Source organism: Moritella sp. (assembly GCF_013215705.1).
Classification (GTDB): domain Bacteria; phylum Pseudomonadota; class Gammaproteobacteria; order Enterobacterales; family Moritellaceae; genus Moritella.
In genome coordinates this window covers 62,314-80,825 of record NZ_JABSQR010000015.1, presented here as the reverse complement: position 1 = coordinate 80,825, position 18,512 = coordinate 62,314, and the positions used below count along the sequence as shown (strand labels likewise).

The window sequence follows — 18,512 nt, the reverse complement described above, 5'->3', positions numbered from 1 at the left end:
TTGGAGCGGTACAAGAGGCTCGAACTCTTGACCTCAACCTTGGCAAGGTTGCGCTCTACCAACTGAGCTAGTACCGCATCTCATCTTAGGTGCCGAATTATATAGAACCGACTGGTTTTTGCAAGCCTAGACCGAGGCTTTATTATAAAAAAACCAGATATTGCTGAATGTTTCTACTATAAGGTCGTAAAATTATCTAACCAACCGTTTCGATGCTTAAATTTTAAACATATGTTGGCGATAATGCTGTAATTCACCAATTGATTCACGAATATCATCCAATGCTAAATGCAAACCTTGTTTGTGAAAACTCGATATAACCTCAGGGCACCAACGGCGACCTAATTCTTTAATCGTGCTCACATCGACATTACGGTAGTGAAAATAATCATTTAATTCCGTCATATATTTCACTAAAAAACGGCGGTCTTGGCCAATACTGTTACCACATAATGGTGATTTACCAGCCGGAACCCACTTGTGTAAGAATGCTAATGTCTGCTCAACAGCCTCTTTTTCAGTAACTTCACTCGCTAATACCCGTTTAACTAGACCAGAATTAGTGTGATGCGTTGTGCACCACTCATCCATCTTATCAAGTTCCGCTTTATCTTGATGAATAGCGAGTACAGGTCCTTCTGCAAGAATGTTCAATTCACTATCCGTAACGATAGTGGCAATTTCAATGATCAGACATTTTTCTGGATCAAGACCGGTCATTTCTAAATCAATCCAAACTAAATTATTTTCATTAAATTGCGTTGCATTGTTGGCAAGTGGCATAGAGGGGATCCTAATAGTTGTCGTTTAATCGTATGTTTAAGGTTATTATACCCAATCGACCTCGAAATGCGATGTTCAGCAACAGCTGTACTATAATACGCGTTGTTACAACTCAGGAATGAATTTACCCGTGGCTAAAAAGAAACATCTAACCCAAGGTCAAATACGTCGCGTACGTAGCAACCAAACTAAACGTCTAACCAAGCCAGATACACGAGAATGGGATGATGCGCTTCTCGGCAAAAAGCAAGAAGGTGTGATCATTAGCCGTTTTGGTCAACATGCTGATGTAGAAGATGAGAATGGTGTCATTCATCGCTGTAATCTACGTCGTTCTATTGTGAGCTTAGTCACTGGTGATCGTGTCGTTTGGCGCCTAGGTAATGAACAGCTACAAGGCATTTCTGGTATTATCGAAGCGGTACACGAACGCAGAACCGTATTGACCCGTCCCGATTTCTACGATGGTATTAAACCGATTGCGGCGAATATCGATCAGATCGTAATTGTATCTTCCGTGGTGCCAGAATTCTCAACCAATATTATCGACCGTTATATTGTTGCTGCCGAAGATGTAAAAATTCGCCCAGTGATCTTATTAAACAAGATCGATTTATTAAGCCCCAATGAATTATTCACCATTAACCAGCAGCTCCAAACTTACCGCGATATCGGCTACGAAGTATGGCAAGTATCATCGACTGAAGGTAAAGGTTTAGGTGAATTACAAGGTCTATTGAAAGATAATACCACTATCTTTGTTGGTCAATCAGGCGTAGGTAAATCATCGTTGGTGAATGCCTTAATGCCCGAATTACATATTCAGGTGGGTGATGTATCGGAAAAATCAGGTCTGGGTACCCACACCACCACCACAGCGCGTTTATATCATTTCCCATCAGGTGGTGATCTAATTGACTCACCGGGAGTACGTGAATTCTCGCTGTGGCACATGAAGCCCGAAGAGATCGCCAATGGTTTTATCGAATTTAGAGATTTCTTAGGTGAATGTCGCTTCCGCGATTGTAAACACAAAAACGATCCAGGTTGCGCACTGCAAGATGCCGTAGCAAAAGGCAAGATCAAAAAAGTGCGCTTTAATAACTATGTTCGTATTTTAGAAACCATGCTCGATAATCGTCCTGAACGTCATGTCCCAGTGCGTAAATAATTCGCACACTATGATGTCATAACTACAACAAATAAGTGTTATCTGGCTAGCATAAATAGCAAGATAACATTTATCTGGTTAAACTCATCACGCAAGTTCTGACAACAATAGTCAAACTTGTTACAATAGCGTTAATTCTATTTAACTATCAATTATTCAACTATTTAAGAGGCTCTCAGGTGCTAGACAAGCTTAAAGTTATTGCCCAATACTGCTTTCCTCAACACGGTTTATCTCGTCTTACTGGTTTATTTGCCAATGGTGCTCACGGTAAAGTAACAACCTATGTGATCAACTGGTTTATCAAGCGCTACAATGTAAACATGGATGAAGCCACCTATTCAGATCCGGCACATTTCCAAACATTTAACGACTTCTTTACCCGTGAATTAAAAGCAGACGTACGCCCAATCAATGCTGACGACAACATGTTATGTCAACCAGTAGATGGCGCAGTAAGCCAAGCAGGTCCAATTACCCAAGGTCGTATCGTACAAGCTAAAGGTCATGACTACAGTGTGTGTGAATTACTTGGCGGCGATCGTCAATTAGCGAACAAATTTGAAGACGGTGACTTTGCAACGGTTTACTTATCGCCACGTGATTATCACCGTATTCATATGCCAATTACCGGTACCTTAAAAGAAATGATTTTTGCACCGGGTGATCTGTTTTCAGTAAATCCACTGACCGCACAAAATGTACCCAATCTATTTGCCCGTAACGAACGTGCTATCGCGATCTTTGATACCGAAGTTGGCCCGTTTGCCCTAGTATTAGTTGGCGCAACGATCGTCGCCTCAATTGAAACAATTTGGCACGGCACAGTAGCACCATCAAAGAATAAAGAGATCGTACGTTGGACTTATGAAAACCAAGCACCAATCGTGATCGAAAAAGGCGCAGAAATGGGTCGCTTTAAACTGGGCTCAACAATTGTCGCAGTGTTTGCCAAAGATGCCGTTGAATTTGTTGATGCACTACAACCAGCAGCAGCAACAGTCATGGGTGAAACATTTGCCCGTATTAAAAACAAATAAAATTATCTAAGCATAACCGCTAGGATAATATTACCCGTTACTATAGTAACGGGTAATATTCCTCTTCAATAACATATACTAACCCTGTATATTCCGTATTCTCGATAACCACCGCTATTGTCACAGAGTCACTACGATTAACGATGCCAATTGATCTGGCTAACAATTGCAAGGATGTAAGCAATTAATGGAACAACGTAAACAAGGGCTTTGGGCTCTCCACTCTGCAACGCTATTACTTGGCGGCACCACATTATTCTCTAAACTAATTCCCTTAACGGCGCTCGATATCACCATTCTTCGCTGCGTTATTGCCAGCACTGTGCTGTATTTATTATTAACCGTCACCAAACAACCACTGCGATTAAATAAATTAAGCGATTATGGCTGGGCGGTATTATTAGCCGCGCTAGTGGGCGCACACTGGGTGACGTTCTTCTTAGGCATGCAATTATCGACCATTGCGATAGGGCTTATTGCCTTCTACACTTACCCTGTCATGACGGTGTTTTTAGAACCGTTGTTTAATCGAGAAAAAATCCAAGGTCAAGATATCGTCTCGGCATTAGTGGTATTAATCGGCATTAGCTTATTGGTCCCAGAGCTGTCTTTAGATAATGACGTGACACTCGGTATCATCAGCGGTATTAGCTCTGCATTCCTGTTTACTTTAAGAAACATTCTCTACAAACGTAAGCTCTCGCATTACAGCGGACCCCATACCATGTTTTATCAAACATTATTAACCGCGTGTATGCTTTCGCCATTTTTGAGTGTAGACTTAGCGGAAATAAATAATGACAATTGGACGTTATTAGTGGTGTTAGGGATTTGTTTTACCGCAATGCCGCACACACTGCTAGTCACAGCATTACGTTATCTAAAAGCCAAAACAGTGGGTCTTATCGCCTGTTTACAACCGCTTTATGGTAGTTTGCTAGCGATCCCTTTTTTAGGTGAAATCCCCAATACTGCAACCATCACTGGAGGCGTATTAGTGGTCTCAGCCGCCCTCTTTGAAACATGGAATGCAGGAAAAAAATAGGTTGATTAACGCAGTTGGAAAACGGATAAACCGCATTTCACTGGCATGATGACTCGACCTTATGAAATATTATGATGACTAAAAATTATGTAATTTTACTTATTCTATTTTCATTATTTATTACGCCTGTTCAGGCACAGCTTAGTTATGGTGAAATCCAGCTTACCGACACCATATATCAGCTGAAAGAACGCGCGCTAACGCCTTCAATTAAGTTACAACTCAAGTATTACCAACAAGCATTAAAAGCGTTAAGTGAAGACACCGATGCGCGTCAAATAGCCTCCAATTATCAAAAAATCATTGATGACTATCCAATAACATCGCAAACATTAAAAGCCCAGATCAGCAACTACAAAGCGGCCAGTTTTGCCGATGCCAGTAACTGGCCAATCAATAAAATCGAGCAAGAGATAGCCAGACAAAACGCGAGTCAGACCGCGTTAAAAAAACAACAACAAGCGCGCAGCAGCGAACTCACCACCATTGGCATTCGGATCAGTTCATTTCAGACTGATATCGAACGCTTACGCGGTAAATTAACCTCGGCTCAAAAAGAACATGATAAATTAGTTGGTCGCGGTGAAATTAGCTTAAACGAGGAGCAAGAAGCCTTACGCATTTCCCTGCAAATCAAACAGTCATCACTATCAACCCAGATCCAAATGCTGGAACTTGAACAACTCAGCGCCAGTAACCGCAGTGAATTAGCCCAGCTCAATCGTCGTTTAAATTTGTTACAACAAAAAGACGTCAGTAACTACTTAGCGACGTTGACCGAGTTACGCAACAGCATATTACGTAAAGAAACCGCCGACGCGATTGCGCGGAGTAAACAGATCAATGATTCATCACTGATTAGTTCACCCTTTTTACAGCTGCAATTAGAAATCAACCAAGAACTGTCTAGCGCACTGGAAATTGTGTCGGCAAAAAACGAAGCCATTCAAGGTAAGCAGCAAGCCGTAACCCAACAAGTTGATGCGCTCACCACCATACTCATTAATTTTAATGAACAAGTCGAATGGTTAAAAATAAGTTCAGCGTTTGGCGAGAATTTACGCGCGCAGGTAAGTAGCTTACCGAGTGAACCACCATTAGACAAATTAGAAAATGAGATTGTCGATAGCCGTTTAGCCCGTTTTCGCTACCAAAAAATGCGCACGCAATTAGACAATTTGCCATTAACAACCAAGACGCTAACGACTGCAGAGCAGACGAGCTTGTTACGTTTTATAGAGTTACGTCGATTACTACTCGGTCAGCTAATTAGCAGTTTAGATAACCACATCTACGAACAAGCGAAATTAAAAGTCAGCTATAGCAAAATGAATAGCACCCTAGTGCAAATTAAACAGCAAGCGGATGAACACTTATTCTGGGTACCAAGTATTCCCTTGCTCAGCACGCAAAGTATTACCGAGCTGTTTACCAGTATGCTTTGGCTCACGTCAATCGAGAACAGCATTACTATCCCACAAGCCATATTTTCGACACCATTAGGCACACTAAGCTTGGCCGTATTGCTTATTTTAGGTTTTACTTATTTACGCACACCACTGAATAAATTTTTTACCAAACATATTGCAGCTACATCACCGAAAGTCGGTAAAGTAACACAAGATAAATTCGCTTATACACTACGAAACCTGGCTTATTCATTGGCCGATGCGCTGCTCTTACCTATTTCGCTATTGATCATTACCGAATTACAGATAAATGCATGGCAGTATCCGTTTGCCGTTAATATTGGCCATGCTTTACAAGAATCATTATTTTTATTAGTCATCTATCTGTTCATCCGTAATCTGACTCGTCATAAAGGTCTATTACAGATCCACTTAAAAATAGATAAAGAGCGCATCGCTAAGATTTGGGGCTACTACCAAGTCCTGTTTTTTATCTCTTGGCCTGCTTATATCATCCAAGTGCTGTGTTACCAATATCCAGAACAAGGGTATGACGGTTCACTCGGTCGCCTTGCCTTTGTCATCACTTGTGGTGCATTAGTGCAATTCTATTACCGTTTGTATCGTGAAAAACTGCCCCTTACCTACCAGAAAAAAAATAATGGGAAACCACATATAGTCCACCATACTATCTGGACAGCGTTTATTATCGCGCCGATAGCGTCTGCGATCATGGCGATCATGGGTTACCTTTATACCGCCCAAGTGTTGTTAAAACAGATGGAGTCATCGCTGTTAATGGGGCTGTTATTTTTATTAAGCTATTACTTGATCCGTCGTGGCATGCATCTGCAAAAACGCCGTCTCGCCTTTGAACGAGCCAAAGCGAAACGTATCGATATTATTGCTCAGCGGGCGAAAGAAGTTGAAAAAGGTGAGAAAAATAGCAGTCAAGAAAGTCATTTTGATATCGAAGAACCGGAAATCGATTTAGATCAAATCAGTGCGCAATCGCTTGGGCTGCTACGCACCTTGTTAACACTATTATTTGTGGCATTAAACGCACTCTTCTGGTCCGAAATGCAAAGTGCCTTTATCTTCTTAGATAGCATCACCTTATGGGATGCTTCCAATACCTTAAATGGGGTTGAATATATCAATCCTATTACCTTAAAAAGTTGTTTGTTAGCCATTATTATTTTTGTACTCACGCTGGTATTAGTACGTAATTTATCGGGTGCCCTCGAACTCTTGATCTTGCAGCATCTTGACCTTTCTCCGGGTACTGGTTTTGCCATCACGACGTTGGCCAAATACATGACTATTTCGATTGGTTTTGTCGTTGGTTTTAACTTCTTAGGCGTCGACTGGGCGAAAACCCAATGGCTAGTAGCCGCATTAACCGTAGGTTTAGGTTTCGGTTTACAAGAAATTTTTGCTAATTTCGTATCCGGTTTAATTATCTTGTTTGAAAAACCGATCCGGATTGGTGATACCGTTACCATCCGTGAGTTAACCGGCAGTATCAGTAAAATTCAAACCCGTGCTACCACGATTGTAGATTGGGATAGAAAAGAAATTATTGTGCCGAATAAAGCCTTTATCACTGAACAATTTATTAACTGGTCACTGTCCGATTCCATTACCCGGGTGATCATTAATATCGGTGTGGAATTTAACTCTGATATCGAGCTAGTCACAAAACTACTATTAGAAAGTGCCGAACAAAATAACTTAAGCCTTGATAATCCCGGACCAGAAGTATTCTTTATTGAGTTTGGCCAACATGCATTATGCTTTGAAGTACGCTGTTATGTGGCAGAAATGGGTCATCGTTTAACCATGACTCACGCACTCAATACCCGCATCACCCATGTCTTTAAAGAACACAATATTCGTATTGCATTGCCACAGCTCGATCTACGCGTAAAAGATGGGTTTAAAGTCAGTGATAGTAGCCATATCATGAGCATGAAAAAAGGCAGCTTGAGATAAGCGACCTTTTTAAAGCAGTATTAAGCTCGAGGGGTGGGAAAGGCAATCACCTCATCGAGGCTGTTAGCATCCGTCATAAGCATAACCAATCGATCAATACCTAATGCCACGCCCGCACAGTCAGGAAAACCAGCAGTCAGCGCATCAATCAAATGATAGTCGATAGGCTGCTCGGGCAAATTCATGGTCTTACGTTTGTTATTATCACCTTTAAAGCGTCTTAACTGTTCTTTCGCATCAGCTAATTCATGGAAACCATTGGCTAGCTCAATGCCTTTAAAATACACTTCAAAGCGCTCTGCGACACGGCTATCTTGCGGGCTAATACGGGCTAATGCCGCCTGAGATGCCGGAAAATCATAAATAAAACACGGCACATCGTGGCCAATTTGGCTCTCGACACCCACGTAAAATAATAACTGCAAGATGGTATCGCGGTCGGGTTCATGCTCGATAACGTCATAGACATTATAAACTTTACCGGCGTTGCGTAATTCATCCAGCGACGCGGTTAGAGGGTCGAGCTGCAGGAATTGTTTAAACGCATGTTGATAGGTAAAACGCTGCTCTTTACCCGACCCTAATACCAACGTCAGTAACTCAGACATTTCATCCATCAATTGAAAATGATCAAAACCAAGTCGATACCATTCCAACATAGTGAATTCGGGATTATGATGACGCCCAGCTTCTTCATTACGGAACGATTTACTCATTTGATAAATGCAGCCACTACCTGCGGCTAACAATCGTTTCATGTGAAACTCAGGTGATGTTTGCAGATATAAGGACAGACCTTGGCTGTAACCTGGACCAACAAATACCGTGCTAAATGCATCTAAATGTACATCGGTAACAGCAGCTTGACTCAGCGCTGGTGTATCAACTTCTAATACATCACGTGTCGCAAAGAACTGACGGATGGTATTTAATACCTTAGCTCGCGCACGCAGGGCAGTAAAACTTGCACTCGGTTGCCAATTTAATTCGCTCATACCTACTTCCACTTATATCTAAAAACTAAAATGCCAGTCAAAGACTGGCATTTTATCGTTCATTAACGCTAATTTAATTTAGCGTAACATCAACTTATTTTACACGGCTAACGTATTCGCCAGTACGTGTATCAACTTTCACTACTTCACCGATTTGGATGAATAGAGGTACACGCACAACGGCACCTGTAGTTAATGTTGCAGGTTTACCACCCGTACCCTGAGTATCGCCTTTTAGGCCAGGATCTGTTTCTGTTACTTCCAATTCAACAAAGTTTGGTGGTGTAACAGCAATTGGGTTATCGTTCCACGTAGTAATAACGCAGATATCTTGTTCAACAAGCCATTTAGCCGTATCACCAACCGCTTTTGCGTCAGCTTCAACTTGCTCAAACGAGTCATTGTTCATAAAATGGAAGTATTCGCCATCGTTATATAGATACGCTAATTCTGATTCCATTACGTCTGCTGCTTCAACAGTTTCACCAGACTTAAATGTTTTTTCTAAAATTTTACCAGAAATTAAACGACGAACTTTAACGCGGTGAAATGCTTGGCCTTTACCTGGTTTTACATGATCATGATCGATGATAGAGCAAGGCTCATTATCAAGCATGAATTTTAAACCACCTTTAAAGTCACTGGTTTTGTATGTTGCCATGTTATCCTCATGAAAAAATAGATTTCAATAATTAGAGTTCAATAATGCCGCAAATGATAACCCGAAATGGAGCAAAGATGCAGGAAAATTGGAAAAAAGACTTAGCAAGTGCCATTTCAGATCCTAGAAAGCTACTTTTTATACTAGAACTTCCCGAGACAACTTTCCAAGCAGATTTTGCGGCAAGGCAGTTATTTCCTATGCGCGTACCGCAATCATTTGTCAATCGCATGGAAAAAGGCAACCCCAAAGACCCGCTATTTCTGCAAGTCATGCCCAAACAGCAGGAGTTTATTCAACAGGCCGGCTTCATTAAAGATCCGCTTGATGAGCATGAATCTGTGGTGCCAGGGTTACTGCATAAATACACCAACCGGGTCCTGTTTATTGTCCGTGGCGGTTGTGCGATCAACTGTCGTTATTGTTTCCGCCGTCATTTTCCGTATCAAGACAATAGTAATAACAAGCACGAATGGCAACAAGCGATAGACTATATCCGCGCGAAGCCCGAGATCATCGAAGTTATTTTTAGTGGTGGTGACCCACTCATGGCCAATGATGAACAACTTAGCTGGTTGGTTGCACAATTAGAGCAGATCCCACATCTTAAACGTCTGCGCATCCATACTCGGTTACCCGTGGTGATGCCAAGCCGCGTTACCGATGAATTAGTGACACTGCTAAAACAATCAAGCTTGCGTTGCAGTGTGGTATTACACATTAACCACCCCAATGAATTAGCCGCTGAATTACCCGCAGCATTAGCGAAATTCACCACTGCCGGTATCAGTTTATATAACCAAGCGGTGTTATTAGCAGACATAAATGATAATGCTGATGATTTGGTGGCATTACACGAACGCCTGTTTGATAACCGTATTCAGCCCTACTATTTACATTTGCTCGATAAAGTCGAAGGCGCGAGTCATTTTGATGTGCCAGAACAAAAAGCCGTCGAGATAATGAATGAATTGTTATTACGCTTACCGGGATTTTTAGTGCCCAAGTTAGTCCGTGAGATCGGTGGCGAGAAAAGCAAAACACCTATCGCTATTTAATTACAGCAGACAATAAAAAAAGGAATGACCTTCTGGCCATTCCTTTTAACTCGCTAAACTTAAGTCTAGTGGTGATTAATGCAATTTAAGCGTCGGACGTAATACCCGGTTCAAACTACCCACTAACATCATAAGTCCTGTTTTCACATAACCATGTAAGGCAACCTGGTGCATACGGTACAGTGAAATATATACCATTCTGGCAATCCGGCCTTCAACCATCATACTGCCTTTAGTCAGGTTACCCATTAGACTACCCACAGTACTAAAGCTACTTAACGATACCAACGAACCGTGATCATGATACACGAACGGTTTCAATGTCGAGCCACCTTGCATCAATATCATGATGTTTTTAAATGCAATCGTTGCCATTTGGTGCGCGGCTTGTGCACGAGGTGGAACCAATGAACCATCCGCTTGCGTGCAAGATGCCAAGTCACCAATCACAAAAATACTGTCATCACGGCTGGCTTGTAAGCTATCTTTAACCACGATCTGGTTAATACGATTGGTTTCTAAGCCGGCAATGTCTTTCATAAAATCAGGCGCTTTAATACCCGCAGCCCACACCATTAATGATGCCGTAATTTGCTCACCATCTTTGGTTACTAAGCCTTTGCAGTTCGCTTCCGTGACCATAGTTTCAGTACGTACATCAACACCAATTTTAGTTAACTCACGGTGCGCAGCAGCAGAAATACGTGCCGGTAATGCCGGTAGAATGCTCTTACCAGCTTCAACTAACGTCACATTTAATGATTCTTGATTTACATTAGTAAAACCATAAGCCGATAATTGTGATGCGGTATTATGTAATTCTGCAGACAGTTCCACACCCGTTGCACCCGCGCCGACAATCGCGATATTTACTTTGGCATTTTTATCTTTATTAGCACCATGCAACAAAAATGCATTTAATAATTCTTTGTGAAAACGATGTGCTTGATCTGGACTGTCTAAGAAAATACAGTTTTCTTTAACACCTTTAGTATTAAAGTCATTACACATACTGCCTATCGCTAATACCAAATAATCGTATTGTAAGGTACGTTCGGCAATCAGTAATTCATTACAATCATTATATAAAGGGGCAATGGTGACGGTTTTAGTATCACGGTCTAAACCAGAGAAACACCCTAGCTGAAAATCAAAACCTTGATTCTTAGCATGGGCAGCATAACTTAGCGCATCGATACCTGTATCAAGTGAGCCAGTCGCTACTTCATGTAATAACGGTTTCCATAGATGGGTTTTATTACGATCCACCAGCGTAATGCTCGCGGTACCTTTTTTACCCAATTTACGACCCAGTTGCGTAGCAAGCTCAAGGCCACCCGCACCACCTCCGATCACAAGAATTTTTTTCATCTTATTACGTCCTCATAGATATATCAGTTAACAACTGTGACGACAGCTTTTAACTGATACAACTAAGCAGATGTGAGTCTTGCTAAATCATTCCGTTGACCAAGCATTAAAGCATGATTTTCAGGTCTAAATCTAGCAAAATTGAGCTAGATCACATTCAAAATATCAATGATCGAGTGTACCGCCATTTAATATAAATAAAAATGTGATACCCAATTGTCAGCAAGATGCCTATAATACCGACCCATTTATCGATAAGAACCCAGCGCAATGACAAATCAACAACTTCATGAACAGCTAACTGCACAGCTTAAAGGCTTTTACCATCCAGCTATCGAAGCGGATGAGTTTTTAACGTTAATCAGCAAACGTAAACTGGGTAAGTTTAGCGCGATCTTTGCAGCTGACAGTGGCTTTAAAGCAAACTCAAACCGATTCCTACCTTATATGGAAGAATTAGTTGAAAATCAGCAAGCATTACCGAAAACAGATGAAGAAGGATTTGATGTCGCCATCGCTGCATTCCTAGGTAAATTACAACAAATGCATAATGTACTTGGTCAGTTCTCTGAGCAGTTAAAAGAGAAGAAAAATACACCGAGTAATATTGGTGAATAGTTTCGGTTAATAACACCGGCTAATAGTACCGGTGAATAATGCCAGTTTCTAATGCCATTCATCTTATGAATGGCATCTTCATTTACCCCTTGCTACACCACCCAACCCCCTATCGTTCGCGTAACCTGCAAATAAACATGCCATATATAAAATATCTAGTTATAAACCATTATAATAAACAATATAGATACCTACAAATGTATATCTTTTTATTATAACGGGTGAAAAAAGCGCTATTTTATAGAGTCTTAGCTCTACAAGTTTGCGTATCTCTTAGTAATATTTTTCATATTTGCAAACAGATCAGAGCAGTTTAATTTAAGCATTCAAAAAAATAGTTTAAAATTATTTTAATCACTAAATAACAATAACTTAGACCTTAATTGTAAACAAATGTAAACCTTTGTTAGTTAAATGTTATTACTATAAAGCATTATAAAATTAGACAGTTCGTCATAAACAGCGATAAAAATAGCTTTACGAGCTAATACGAAAGAATTAGATTTCACTACAAGTTTAAAGGTATTTAAAAAGTTCATTTTATTTGAACTGACATATCACATTCATAATTTCTAATTTTATATGGTGGTTTACATGAGAATTAATAAAGTTGCTCTAGCAGTTACAGCATTACTTGCCGCAAGCCAAGTTCACGCCGCTGGTTTCCAGGTTAGTGAACATTCAGCGTCAGGTTTAGGCCGCGCATTCGCTGGTGAAGCAGCAATCGGCGATGATGCAGCATCACTTGCACGTAACCCTGCGTTAATGGCAACTTTTGATAAAGCCCAACTATCAGTTGTAGGTTCTTATGTAGATCCAGACATTAGCGTTAAAGGTGTTACCGGATATCCTCTAGCTGGTATTTCAGCCTCAGACTTAGACGCTGATGATGTCGCTCCAGCACAAGTAGTTCCAGCAATGTACTACATCCAACCGCTTAACGAGAAAGTAGCTGTTGGTTTAGCTATCTATTCAAATTACGGTACCGGTACTGAATATAAAGATGATTACGCAGGTGGCTCAGCAGCTGGTACCACACATATCATGAGTGTCAATTTCAACCCGAATGTCTCTTACCGTATCAATGAACAACTGAGCCTCGGCGCTGGCGTTAGCTTCGTCTATGCCACAGCTGAATTAGAACGTAATGCAGGTGCAGGTGCAGGTGCAGGTGCAACCCCAGCAATGCAGATTGCAAAAATGGAAGGCGATGGTTATGGTTTCGGTTGGAATGTTGGTGCGCTATATGAAGTTAATGACAATAACCGTTTCGGCATTAGCTATAAATCAAAAGTTAAAACTGAGCTAGAAGGTAAATATACGGGATCAACTTCAGGCGGAGTAGAAGTTGATGGTACTTTGGATTTGAATCTACCTTCCATTCTAGAAATTTCAGGTTACCATAAACTAACCGATAAATTCGCAGTTTCATACAGCTGGCAATACAGCACATGGTCTGATTTTGGCGATATTGTTGCCGAAAGTCCAGGTTGTGATTCTACAGCTATCGGTGGCAGCCCTGGTGTTTGTCTAGAGAAAAAAGAAGACTATAGCAACTCAAGCCGTTACTCGGTGGGTGGTGAGTACTACCTTTCAGAAGCCGTTACATTACGTGCAGGTTACGCATTTGATGAACAAGCCGGTAAAGCAACTATGAGCATTCCAGATACAGATCGTCAATGGTATACAGCTGGTCTAACGTATAAAGCAACATCAGCACTATCATTTGACTTCGCTGCAGCCCTCGTTGCAGGTAAAGAGATCACATTTGAAGAAGAGTTACCAGCTATTGGTAATAAATCTGTAAAAGTCACTTCAAGTGGCGATGCGTTCATCTACTCTGCACAAATGAACTACCGCTTCTAATCCAAGCTTAATTCATCCCTGCATACAAGAAGACAGCTTCGGCTGTCTTTTTTGTTTTCTGATCAAAATCAATAAAGATCCTGTTTAAGGATCTTTATCATATCTGGCAATTGCAATTAATTAGACGGTCGGTCTATAATCTGAATGATGGAAAATATGACAAGTAATCAGCCTAAACCTCGCCGAGGTCGGCCACCAAAAATAGCCCGTGAAAACAGTGATACCCGAGCCCTGCTCATTCGCAGTGGCGTCGAAGTATTAACTGAAAGTGGCTTTGCCGCCGCTGGTATCGATAGCATTCTAAAAAAAGTCGGGGTACCGAAAGGATCTTTTTATCATTACTTTAAAAGTAAGGAAGATTTCGGTCAGGCAGTCATTGATAATTACGCCAGTTACTTCGCCGCTAAGCTAGATAAATACTTGCTTGATGAATCCATCGCACCATTGCAGCGTATTGTTAAGTTCGCCGATGGCGCCAAACGAGGCATCGTTAAGTTTGAATTTAAACGCGGCTGTCTGGTCGGTAATTTAGGTCAAGAAGTGGCTATTTTACCCGACAGTTATCGCCTCATTCTGCAAAACATCTTTGCAGTGTGGCAGACCAAGATGCAAGCGTGTTTAGAGACAGCTCAGCAACAAGGTGATATCAAGCAAAATATCAACTGTATACAACAAGCAGAATATTTTTGGACCGGTTGGGAAGGCGCTGTGATGCGAGCGCGACTTGTACAGTCAGTGCAACCGTTGGATTTATATATCTCGACCTTTATTGCCAGTATCGCGTCCAATTAAATACAGCAGAGATTAATCATCATTAGGCTATTTATAACGGACGGTTATAACAAACAGTATAACTAACATGCATTATAAATAGTGATTATCTATTATTTATTACAAATTTTTTACATTTTAATAGACGACCAGTCTATATTCGGAGAGTACCTATGTCACAAGCCACATTTAAAGGCATTTTAATCGAAAAAAATGCCGACCAATACACAGCGTCAGTACAAACAATTGATGAATCAAAACTACCTGAAGGTGATGTGAGCATTGATGTTGCTTACAGCACCCTTAACTTTAAAGACGGCTTAGCGATCACAGGTAAAGGCCCTGTCGTGCGCAGCTTCCCGATGGTACCGGGTATCGACTTAGTGGGTACTGTGACTCAAAGTGATAGCGATAAATTCCAAGCTGGCGATCAAGTATTACTCAATGGTTTTGGTGTGGGTGAAAAGCATTGGGGCGGCCTTGCCGAAAAAGCCCGTCTAAAGAGTGATTGGTTAATCAAACTGCCAGCAGGCTTGTCAGCGAAACAAGCAATGGCGATCGGTACTGCCGGTTATACAGCAATGCTATCTGTTATTGCGTTAGAGCGTCACGGTATTACACCCGAAAAAGGCGATGTGCTAGTAACAGGTGCAAACGGTGGTGTGGGTAGTTTTGCCATTACTTTATTAGCGAAATTAGGCTATCGCGTTATTGCATCAACAGGTCGTCCAGAAGAAGCGGATTACTTAACAGCATTAGGCGCAGCAGAGATCATTGATCGTAATACATTGTCTGAACCAGGTCGTCCAATGGTAAAAGAACGTTGGGCAGCGGCGATAGACTCTGTTGGTAGTCACACACTAACCAATGTATGCGCGGGTCTAAAATACGGTGGTGTGGTCACTGCCTGTGGTCTAGCACAAGGCATGGATTTTCCAGCAAGCGTAGCACCGTTTATTTTACGTGGCATTACCTTAGCGGGCATCGACAGTGTAATGCGTCCTCTGGCTGACAGAGAAGAAGCCTGGGCTCGTTTAGCTGACATCCTAACAGATGATGACTTTACCTCTATCGGCACTGAGATCAGCTTAGATGAAGCCGTAGCAGCTGCACATGATCTGATGGCGGGTAAAGTACGTGGTCGTGTACTGGTTAACTTACAAAAGTAATTTATTACTGATTTAACATCATATAGCAGTAGGGTCTATGCCTACTGCTTTTGAGTCATGTAACTGAATCTCTCAAACAGAAAATCCAAGAATAGTCGGATCCGTTTCGGTTGATACTTCTTACTGATATACACCACATTTAAGTCTGCACTTGATGCAGAGGTCGATGTATTAAAATTGGTCATATAGCCGTTGAGCACGGTAACAAGACGTAAATTGTGAATATCATCTTGCACATCTAAAACAGATTTAAGCGCTATCCCTGCCCCCTCTAATGCCCAATATCGAATCACTTCACCATCATCTGAAAATCGCTTAGGAATAACAGTGATCGCGTTCTTCTTGTCTTGATCTTGAAAGTGCCATGTTTTAAGTTCCTCATGACTGCGGATCATGGCGAGACAATCATGATTAACCAAATCCTGTGGCGTTAATGGCGTGCCATGCTTTGCTAGGTATTCTGGCGATGCACATAGCACTCGTTGGCTGGATGATAGTCGTCGTGATATTAAACTGCTGTCAGCAAGCTCTCCATACCGAATGACAATATCTATACCCGATTCAGCAATATTAGAAATATCATCGTTCAAATATAGGTACGGCACCACATCTGGATACTGCTTACAGAACTCAGACAATATAGGCAGAATGTATTGTTTACCTATGTCCTTTGGTGCAGAGATTTTTAGTGAACCTTTCACTTCTTTTACACCATTGAGGATAAGGTTCTCAGTTTCACTCACATTATCCAATATCTCAATACAGGCTTTGTGGTAAAGCTCTCCAGAGTCCGTCAGTGACACATGCCTTGTGCTCCGATTAAGCAGCTTCACACCATACCTTTCTTCAAGGGCCTGAAGTCTTGTTGTCATTGTCGCAGGAGAAAGGCCGAGGTCACGACCAGCTGCAGCGAGTCCATGGTGTTTCACAATACTCACGAACATGGCCATATCATAAAATTTATCCACCTTCCCCCCTATTATTTAGTTTATCCGAATAATGATTTTATATTTTACTCAATTATCAAATTAAAGCTAAAGAATATAATGACGACATCAACAGAAGTAGCACACAACTTAACCTTAACTCGCCTAAATCATTAATCGTCATTATCGACTTCCCAAGGAAACAATCATGAAAACACCGATGAGTAAATTATTCCAGAAAGCGAATCTCCAAAGTTTGGATTTACAAAACCGAGTAGTAATGGCCCCGATGACCCGAGCTCGCACAAGTCAACCAGGTAACATACCAAATGAAATGATGGCAACATACTACAAGCAACGGGCGACAGCTGGTTTAATCATCTCTGAAGCGACTCAAATTTCAGATGACTCCCAGGGTTATTCATTCACTCCTGGTGTTTACACCGACGAACAAGTAAAAGGCTGGCAACCAATAACTAAAGCTGCACACGACCAAGGTGCTGTGATGTTCTGCCAGCTATGGCATGTGGGTCGCGTTTCTCACCCAACATTTCAGAACGGTAAACTACCTATCGCACCTTCAGCACTCGCGCCAGTTGAGACTAAAGTTTGGATTTCTGATGACCAAGGTAACGGCACCATGGTGGATTGCATTCAACCCCGAGCGATGAATCAAGCAGATATAAATCGCGTGATTAACGATTTTGCTTACGCTGCAAAACGCGCAATAGAAGCGGGTTTTGATGGGGTTGAGATCCACGGTGGTAATGGCTACCTTATCGACCAGTTTCTTCGTACAAACTCCAACAAGCGTACTGATAACTATGGCGGCACGCGTGAGAACCGCCTCCGTTTCCTGCTTGAAGTTGTTGATGCCGTAATTAAAGAAATCGGGGCTGATAAGGTTGGTGTTCGCCTTGCTCCATTCATCACCTTTAAAGATATGGATTGCCCAGATATCGTTGCAACAATCCTTGATGCATCGCAAGCACTACAAGCTCGTGATATCGCTTATATGCACTTATCAGAAGCGGATTGGGATGATGCACCCGTGATCCCTGAAAGCTTCCGTATTCAGTTGCGACAAATTTTCACTAACACCATCATTGTCGCGGGTAGCTACACGCAAGCACGCGCAGATGAAGTACTAAACAAAGGTTACGCTGACCTAGTCGCCTTCGGTCGTCCATTCGTGTCAAACCCAGACTTGGTTTCACGTTTGAAAAACAACAATGAACTCGCTGACTTGGATGGTGCTACGCTGTTTGGTGGTAACACACTTGGTTACACGGATTATCCAACTCTCGATGCTCTTTAATTAGTCTATTGCAGATAAGTAACCTAATGGAGCTGCCTGCTTAGCTATACTTTTATGACGAAAGCGCAATTTTTAAGTATTGTCTTTATGTATAAAAGGCAATACTTTCTTCATTAATACCTGTTGATAGTCATACCAATGACGGATACATTCTGCTGTTGGCTTTTTTAATAAATTACTTTGAACTATTAAGTTCCATAAGTTCATATCATTCATATAAAATTCATATAAAATTCATATAAAATTTATTAAAATTTATTAAAATTTATTAAAATTTATTAAAATTTATTAAAATTTATTAAAATCAAAAAAATCA

The 18,512-nt window shown here is 41.3% G+C and carries 15 protein-coding genes and 1 tRNA gene; 10 read left to right on the top strand and 6 right to left on the bottom strand.

Going from position 1 to position 18,512, the window contains the following annotated elements; all coding sequences use genetic code 11:
• Position 1: 1 nt before the first annotated feature.
• Together HRT96_RS11670 and orn are read right to left on the bottom strand one after the other, a co-directional pair.
• Positions 2–77 (bottom strand) — tRNA-Gly (locus HRT96_RS11670).
• A 139-nt stretch (positions 78–216) separates the two neighbouring features.
• On the bottom strand, positions 217–783 hold the full coding sequence (orn, locus tag HRT96_RS11665; RefSeq protein WP_293156588.1) for an oligoribonuclease: 567 nt from the start codon (positions 781–783) through the stop codon (positions 217–219).
• A 130-nt stretch (positions 784–913) separates the two neighbouring features.
• On the opposite strand from orn, the gene rsgA reads away from it, so the two are divergent.
• The 4 genes from rsgA to mscM all read left to right on the top strand — a co-directional run bounded on the left by rsgA (position 914) and on the right by mscM (position 7,443).
• Complete coding sequence (gene rsgA / locus HRT96_RS11660) at positions 914–1,954, top strand: small ribosomal subunit biogenesis GTPase RsgA (RefSeq protein WP_293156585.1); 1,041 nt, start codon at positions 914–916, stop codon at positions 1,952–1,954.
• 179 nt (positions 1,955–2,133) lie between these two features.
• Positions 2,134–2,994, top strand: coding sequence for an archaetidylserine decarboxylase (gene asd / locus HRT96_RS11655; RefSeq protein ID WP_293156582.1), 861 nt, complete (start codon positions 2,134–2,136; stop codon positions 2,992–2,994).
• A 187-nt stretch (positions 2,995–3,181) separates the two neighbouring features.
• On the top strand, positions 3,182–4,039 hold the full coding sequence (locus HRT96_RS11650) for a DMT family transporter (protein ID WP_293156579.1): 858 nt from the start codon (positions 3,182–3,184) through the stop codon (positions 4,037–4,039).
• Between the two features lie 71 nt (positions 4,040–4,110).
• Complete coding sequence (gene mscM, locus HRT96_RS11645; RefSeq protein WP_293156576.1) at positions 4,111–7,443, top strand: miniconductance mechanosensitive channel MscM; 3,333 nt, start codon at positions 4,111–4,113, stop codon at positions 7,441–7,443.
• Between the two features lie 20 nt (positions 7,444–7,463).
• Here mscM and epmA read toward each other — a convergent pair whose 3' ends face one another.
• Together epmA and efp are read right to left on the bottom strand one after the other, a co-directional pair.
• Complete coding sequence (gene epmA / locus HRT96_RS11640) at positions 7,464–8,438, bottom strand: elongation factor P--(R)-beta-lysine ligase (RefSeq protein WP_293156573.1); 975 nt, start codon at positions 8,436–8,438, stop codon at positions 7,464–7,466.
• Between the two features lie 94 nt (positions 8,439–8,532).
• The gene (efp, locus tag HRT96_RS11635; RefSeq protein WP_006032528.1) at positions 8,533–9,099 is read right to left on the bottom strand and encodes an elongation factor P; all 567 of its coding nucleotides are present in this window, start codon (positions 9,097–9,099) and stop codon (positions 8,533–8,535) included.
• Positions 9,100–9,143: 44 nt separating this feature from the next.
• Here efp and epmB point away from each other — a divergent pair, with 44 nt between their 5' ends.
• On the top strand, positions 9,144–10,157 hold the full coding sequence (gene epmB, locus HRT96_RS11630; protein ID WP_293156570.1) for an EF-P beta-lysylation protein EpmB: 1,014 nt from the start codon (positions 9,144–9,146) through the stop codon (positions 10,155–10,157).
• 75 nt (positions 10,158–10,232) lie between these two features.
• Here the strand turns inward: epmB and HRT96_RS11625 are convergent, their stop codons facing one another.
• Complete coding sequence (locus HRT96_RS11625; RefSeq protein WP_293156567.1) at positions 10,233–11,528, bottom strand: NAD(P)/FAD-dependent oxidoreductase; 1,296 nt, start codon at positions 11,526–11,528, stop codon at positions 10,233–10,235.
• A gap of 270 nt (positions 11,529–11,798) precedes the next feature.
• Here HRT96_RS11625 and HRT96_RS11620 point away from each other — a divergent pair, with 270 nt between their 5' ends.
• The 4 genes from HRT96_RS11620 to HRT96_RS11605 all read left to right on the top strand — a co-directional run bounded on the left by HRT96_RS11620 (position 11,799) and on the right by HRT96_RS11605 (position 15,952).
• A complete protein-coding gene (locus tag HRT96_RS11620; protein ID WP_006032531.1) occupies positions 11,799–12,146 on the top strand; it encodes a hypothetical protein in 348 nt (115 codons plus the stop codon).
• Positions 12,147–12,740: 594 nt separating this feature from the next.
• Entirely contained in the window at positions 12,741–14,012 is a 1,272-nt protein-coding gene (locus HRT96_RS11615; RefSeq protein ID WP_293156564.1) for an outer membrane protein transport protein, read from the top strand.
• A 156-nt stretch (positions 14,013–14,168) separates the two neighbouring features.
• Complete coding sequence (locus HRT96_RS11610) at positions 14,169–14,804, top strand: TetR/AcrR family transcriptional regulator (RefSeq protein WP_293156561.1); 636 nt, start codon at positions 14,169–14,171, stop codon at positions 14,802–14,804.
• A 152-nt stretch (positions 14,805–14,956) separates the two neighbouring features.
• Entirely contained in the window at positions 14,957–15,952 is a 996-nt protein-coding gene (locus HRT96_RS11605) for an MDR family oxidoreductase (RefSeq protein WP_293156558.1), read from the top strand.
• Between the two features lie 41 nt (positions 15,953–15,993).
• On the opposite strand, the gene HRT96_RS11600 is transcribed toward HRT96_RS11605, so the two are convergent.
• Positions 15,994–16,920, bottom strand: coding sequence for a LysR family transcriptional regulator (locus HRT96_RS11600; RefSeq protein ID WP_293156555.1), 927 nt, complete (start codon positions 16,918–16,920; stop codon positions 15,994–15,996).
• A 178-nt stretch (positions 16,921–17,098) separates the two neighbouring features.
• On the opposite strand from HRT96_RS11600, the gene HRT96_RS11595 reads away from it, so the two are divergent.
• A complete protein-coding gene (locus tag HRT96_RS11595) occupies positions 17,099–18,196 on the top strand; it encodes an alkene reductase (protein ID WP_293156689.1) in 1,098 nt (365 codons plus the stop codon).
• Positions 18,197–18,512 lie beyond the last annotated feature (316 nt).

Excerpts from the sequence above, each read along its gene's own strand:
- orn (WP_293156588.1), bottom strand. The coding sequence starts at position 783 with ATGCCACTTGCCAACAATGCAACGCAATTTAATGAAAATAATTTAGTT.
- HRT96_RS11650 (WP_293156579.1), top strand. The coding sequence starts at position 3,182 with ATGGAACAACGTAAACAAGGGCTTTGGGCTCTCCACTCTGCAACGCTA.
- mscM (WP_293156576.1), top strand. The coding sequence starts at position 4,111 with ATGATGACTAAAAATTATGTAATTTTACTTATTCTATTTTCATTATTT.
- epmA (WP_293156573.1), bottom strand. The coding sequence starts at position 8,438 with ATGAGCGAATTAAATTGGCAACCGAGTGCAAGTTTTACTGCCCTGCGT.
- efp (WP_006032528.1), bottom strand. The coding sequence starts at position 9,099 with ATGGCAACATACAAAACCAGTGACTTTAAAGGTGGTTTAAAATTCATG.
- epmB (WP_293156570.1), top strand. The coding sequence starts at position 9,144 with ATGCCGCAAATGATAACCCGAAATGGAGCAAAGATGCAGGAAAATTGG.
- HRT96_RS11625 (WP_293156567.1), bottom strand. The coding sequence starts at position 11,528 with ATGAAAAAAATTCTTGTGATCGGAGGTGGTGCGGGTGGCCTTGAGCTT.
- HRT96_RS11620 (WP_006032531.1), top strand. The coding sequence starts at position 11,799 with ATGACAAATCAACAACTTCATGAACAGCTAACTGCACAGCTTAAAGGC.
- HRT96_RS11615 (WP_293156564.1), top strand. The coding sequence starts at position 12,741 with ATGAGAATTAATAAAGTTGCTCTAGCAGTTACAGCATTACTTGCCGCA.
- HRT96_RS11610 (WP_293156561.1), top strand. The coding sequence starts at position 14,169 with ATGACAAGTAATCAGCCTAAACCTCGCCGAGGTCGGCCACCAAAAATA.
- HRT96_RS11605 (WP_293156558.1), top strand. The coding sequence starts at position 14,957 with ATGTCACAAGCCACATTTAAAGGCATTTTAATCGAAAAAAATGCCGAC.
- HRT96_RS11595 (WP_293156689.1), top strand. The coding sequence starts at position 17,099 with ATGAGTAAATTATTCCAGAAAGCGAATCTCCAAAGTTTGGATTTACAA.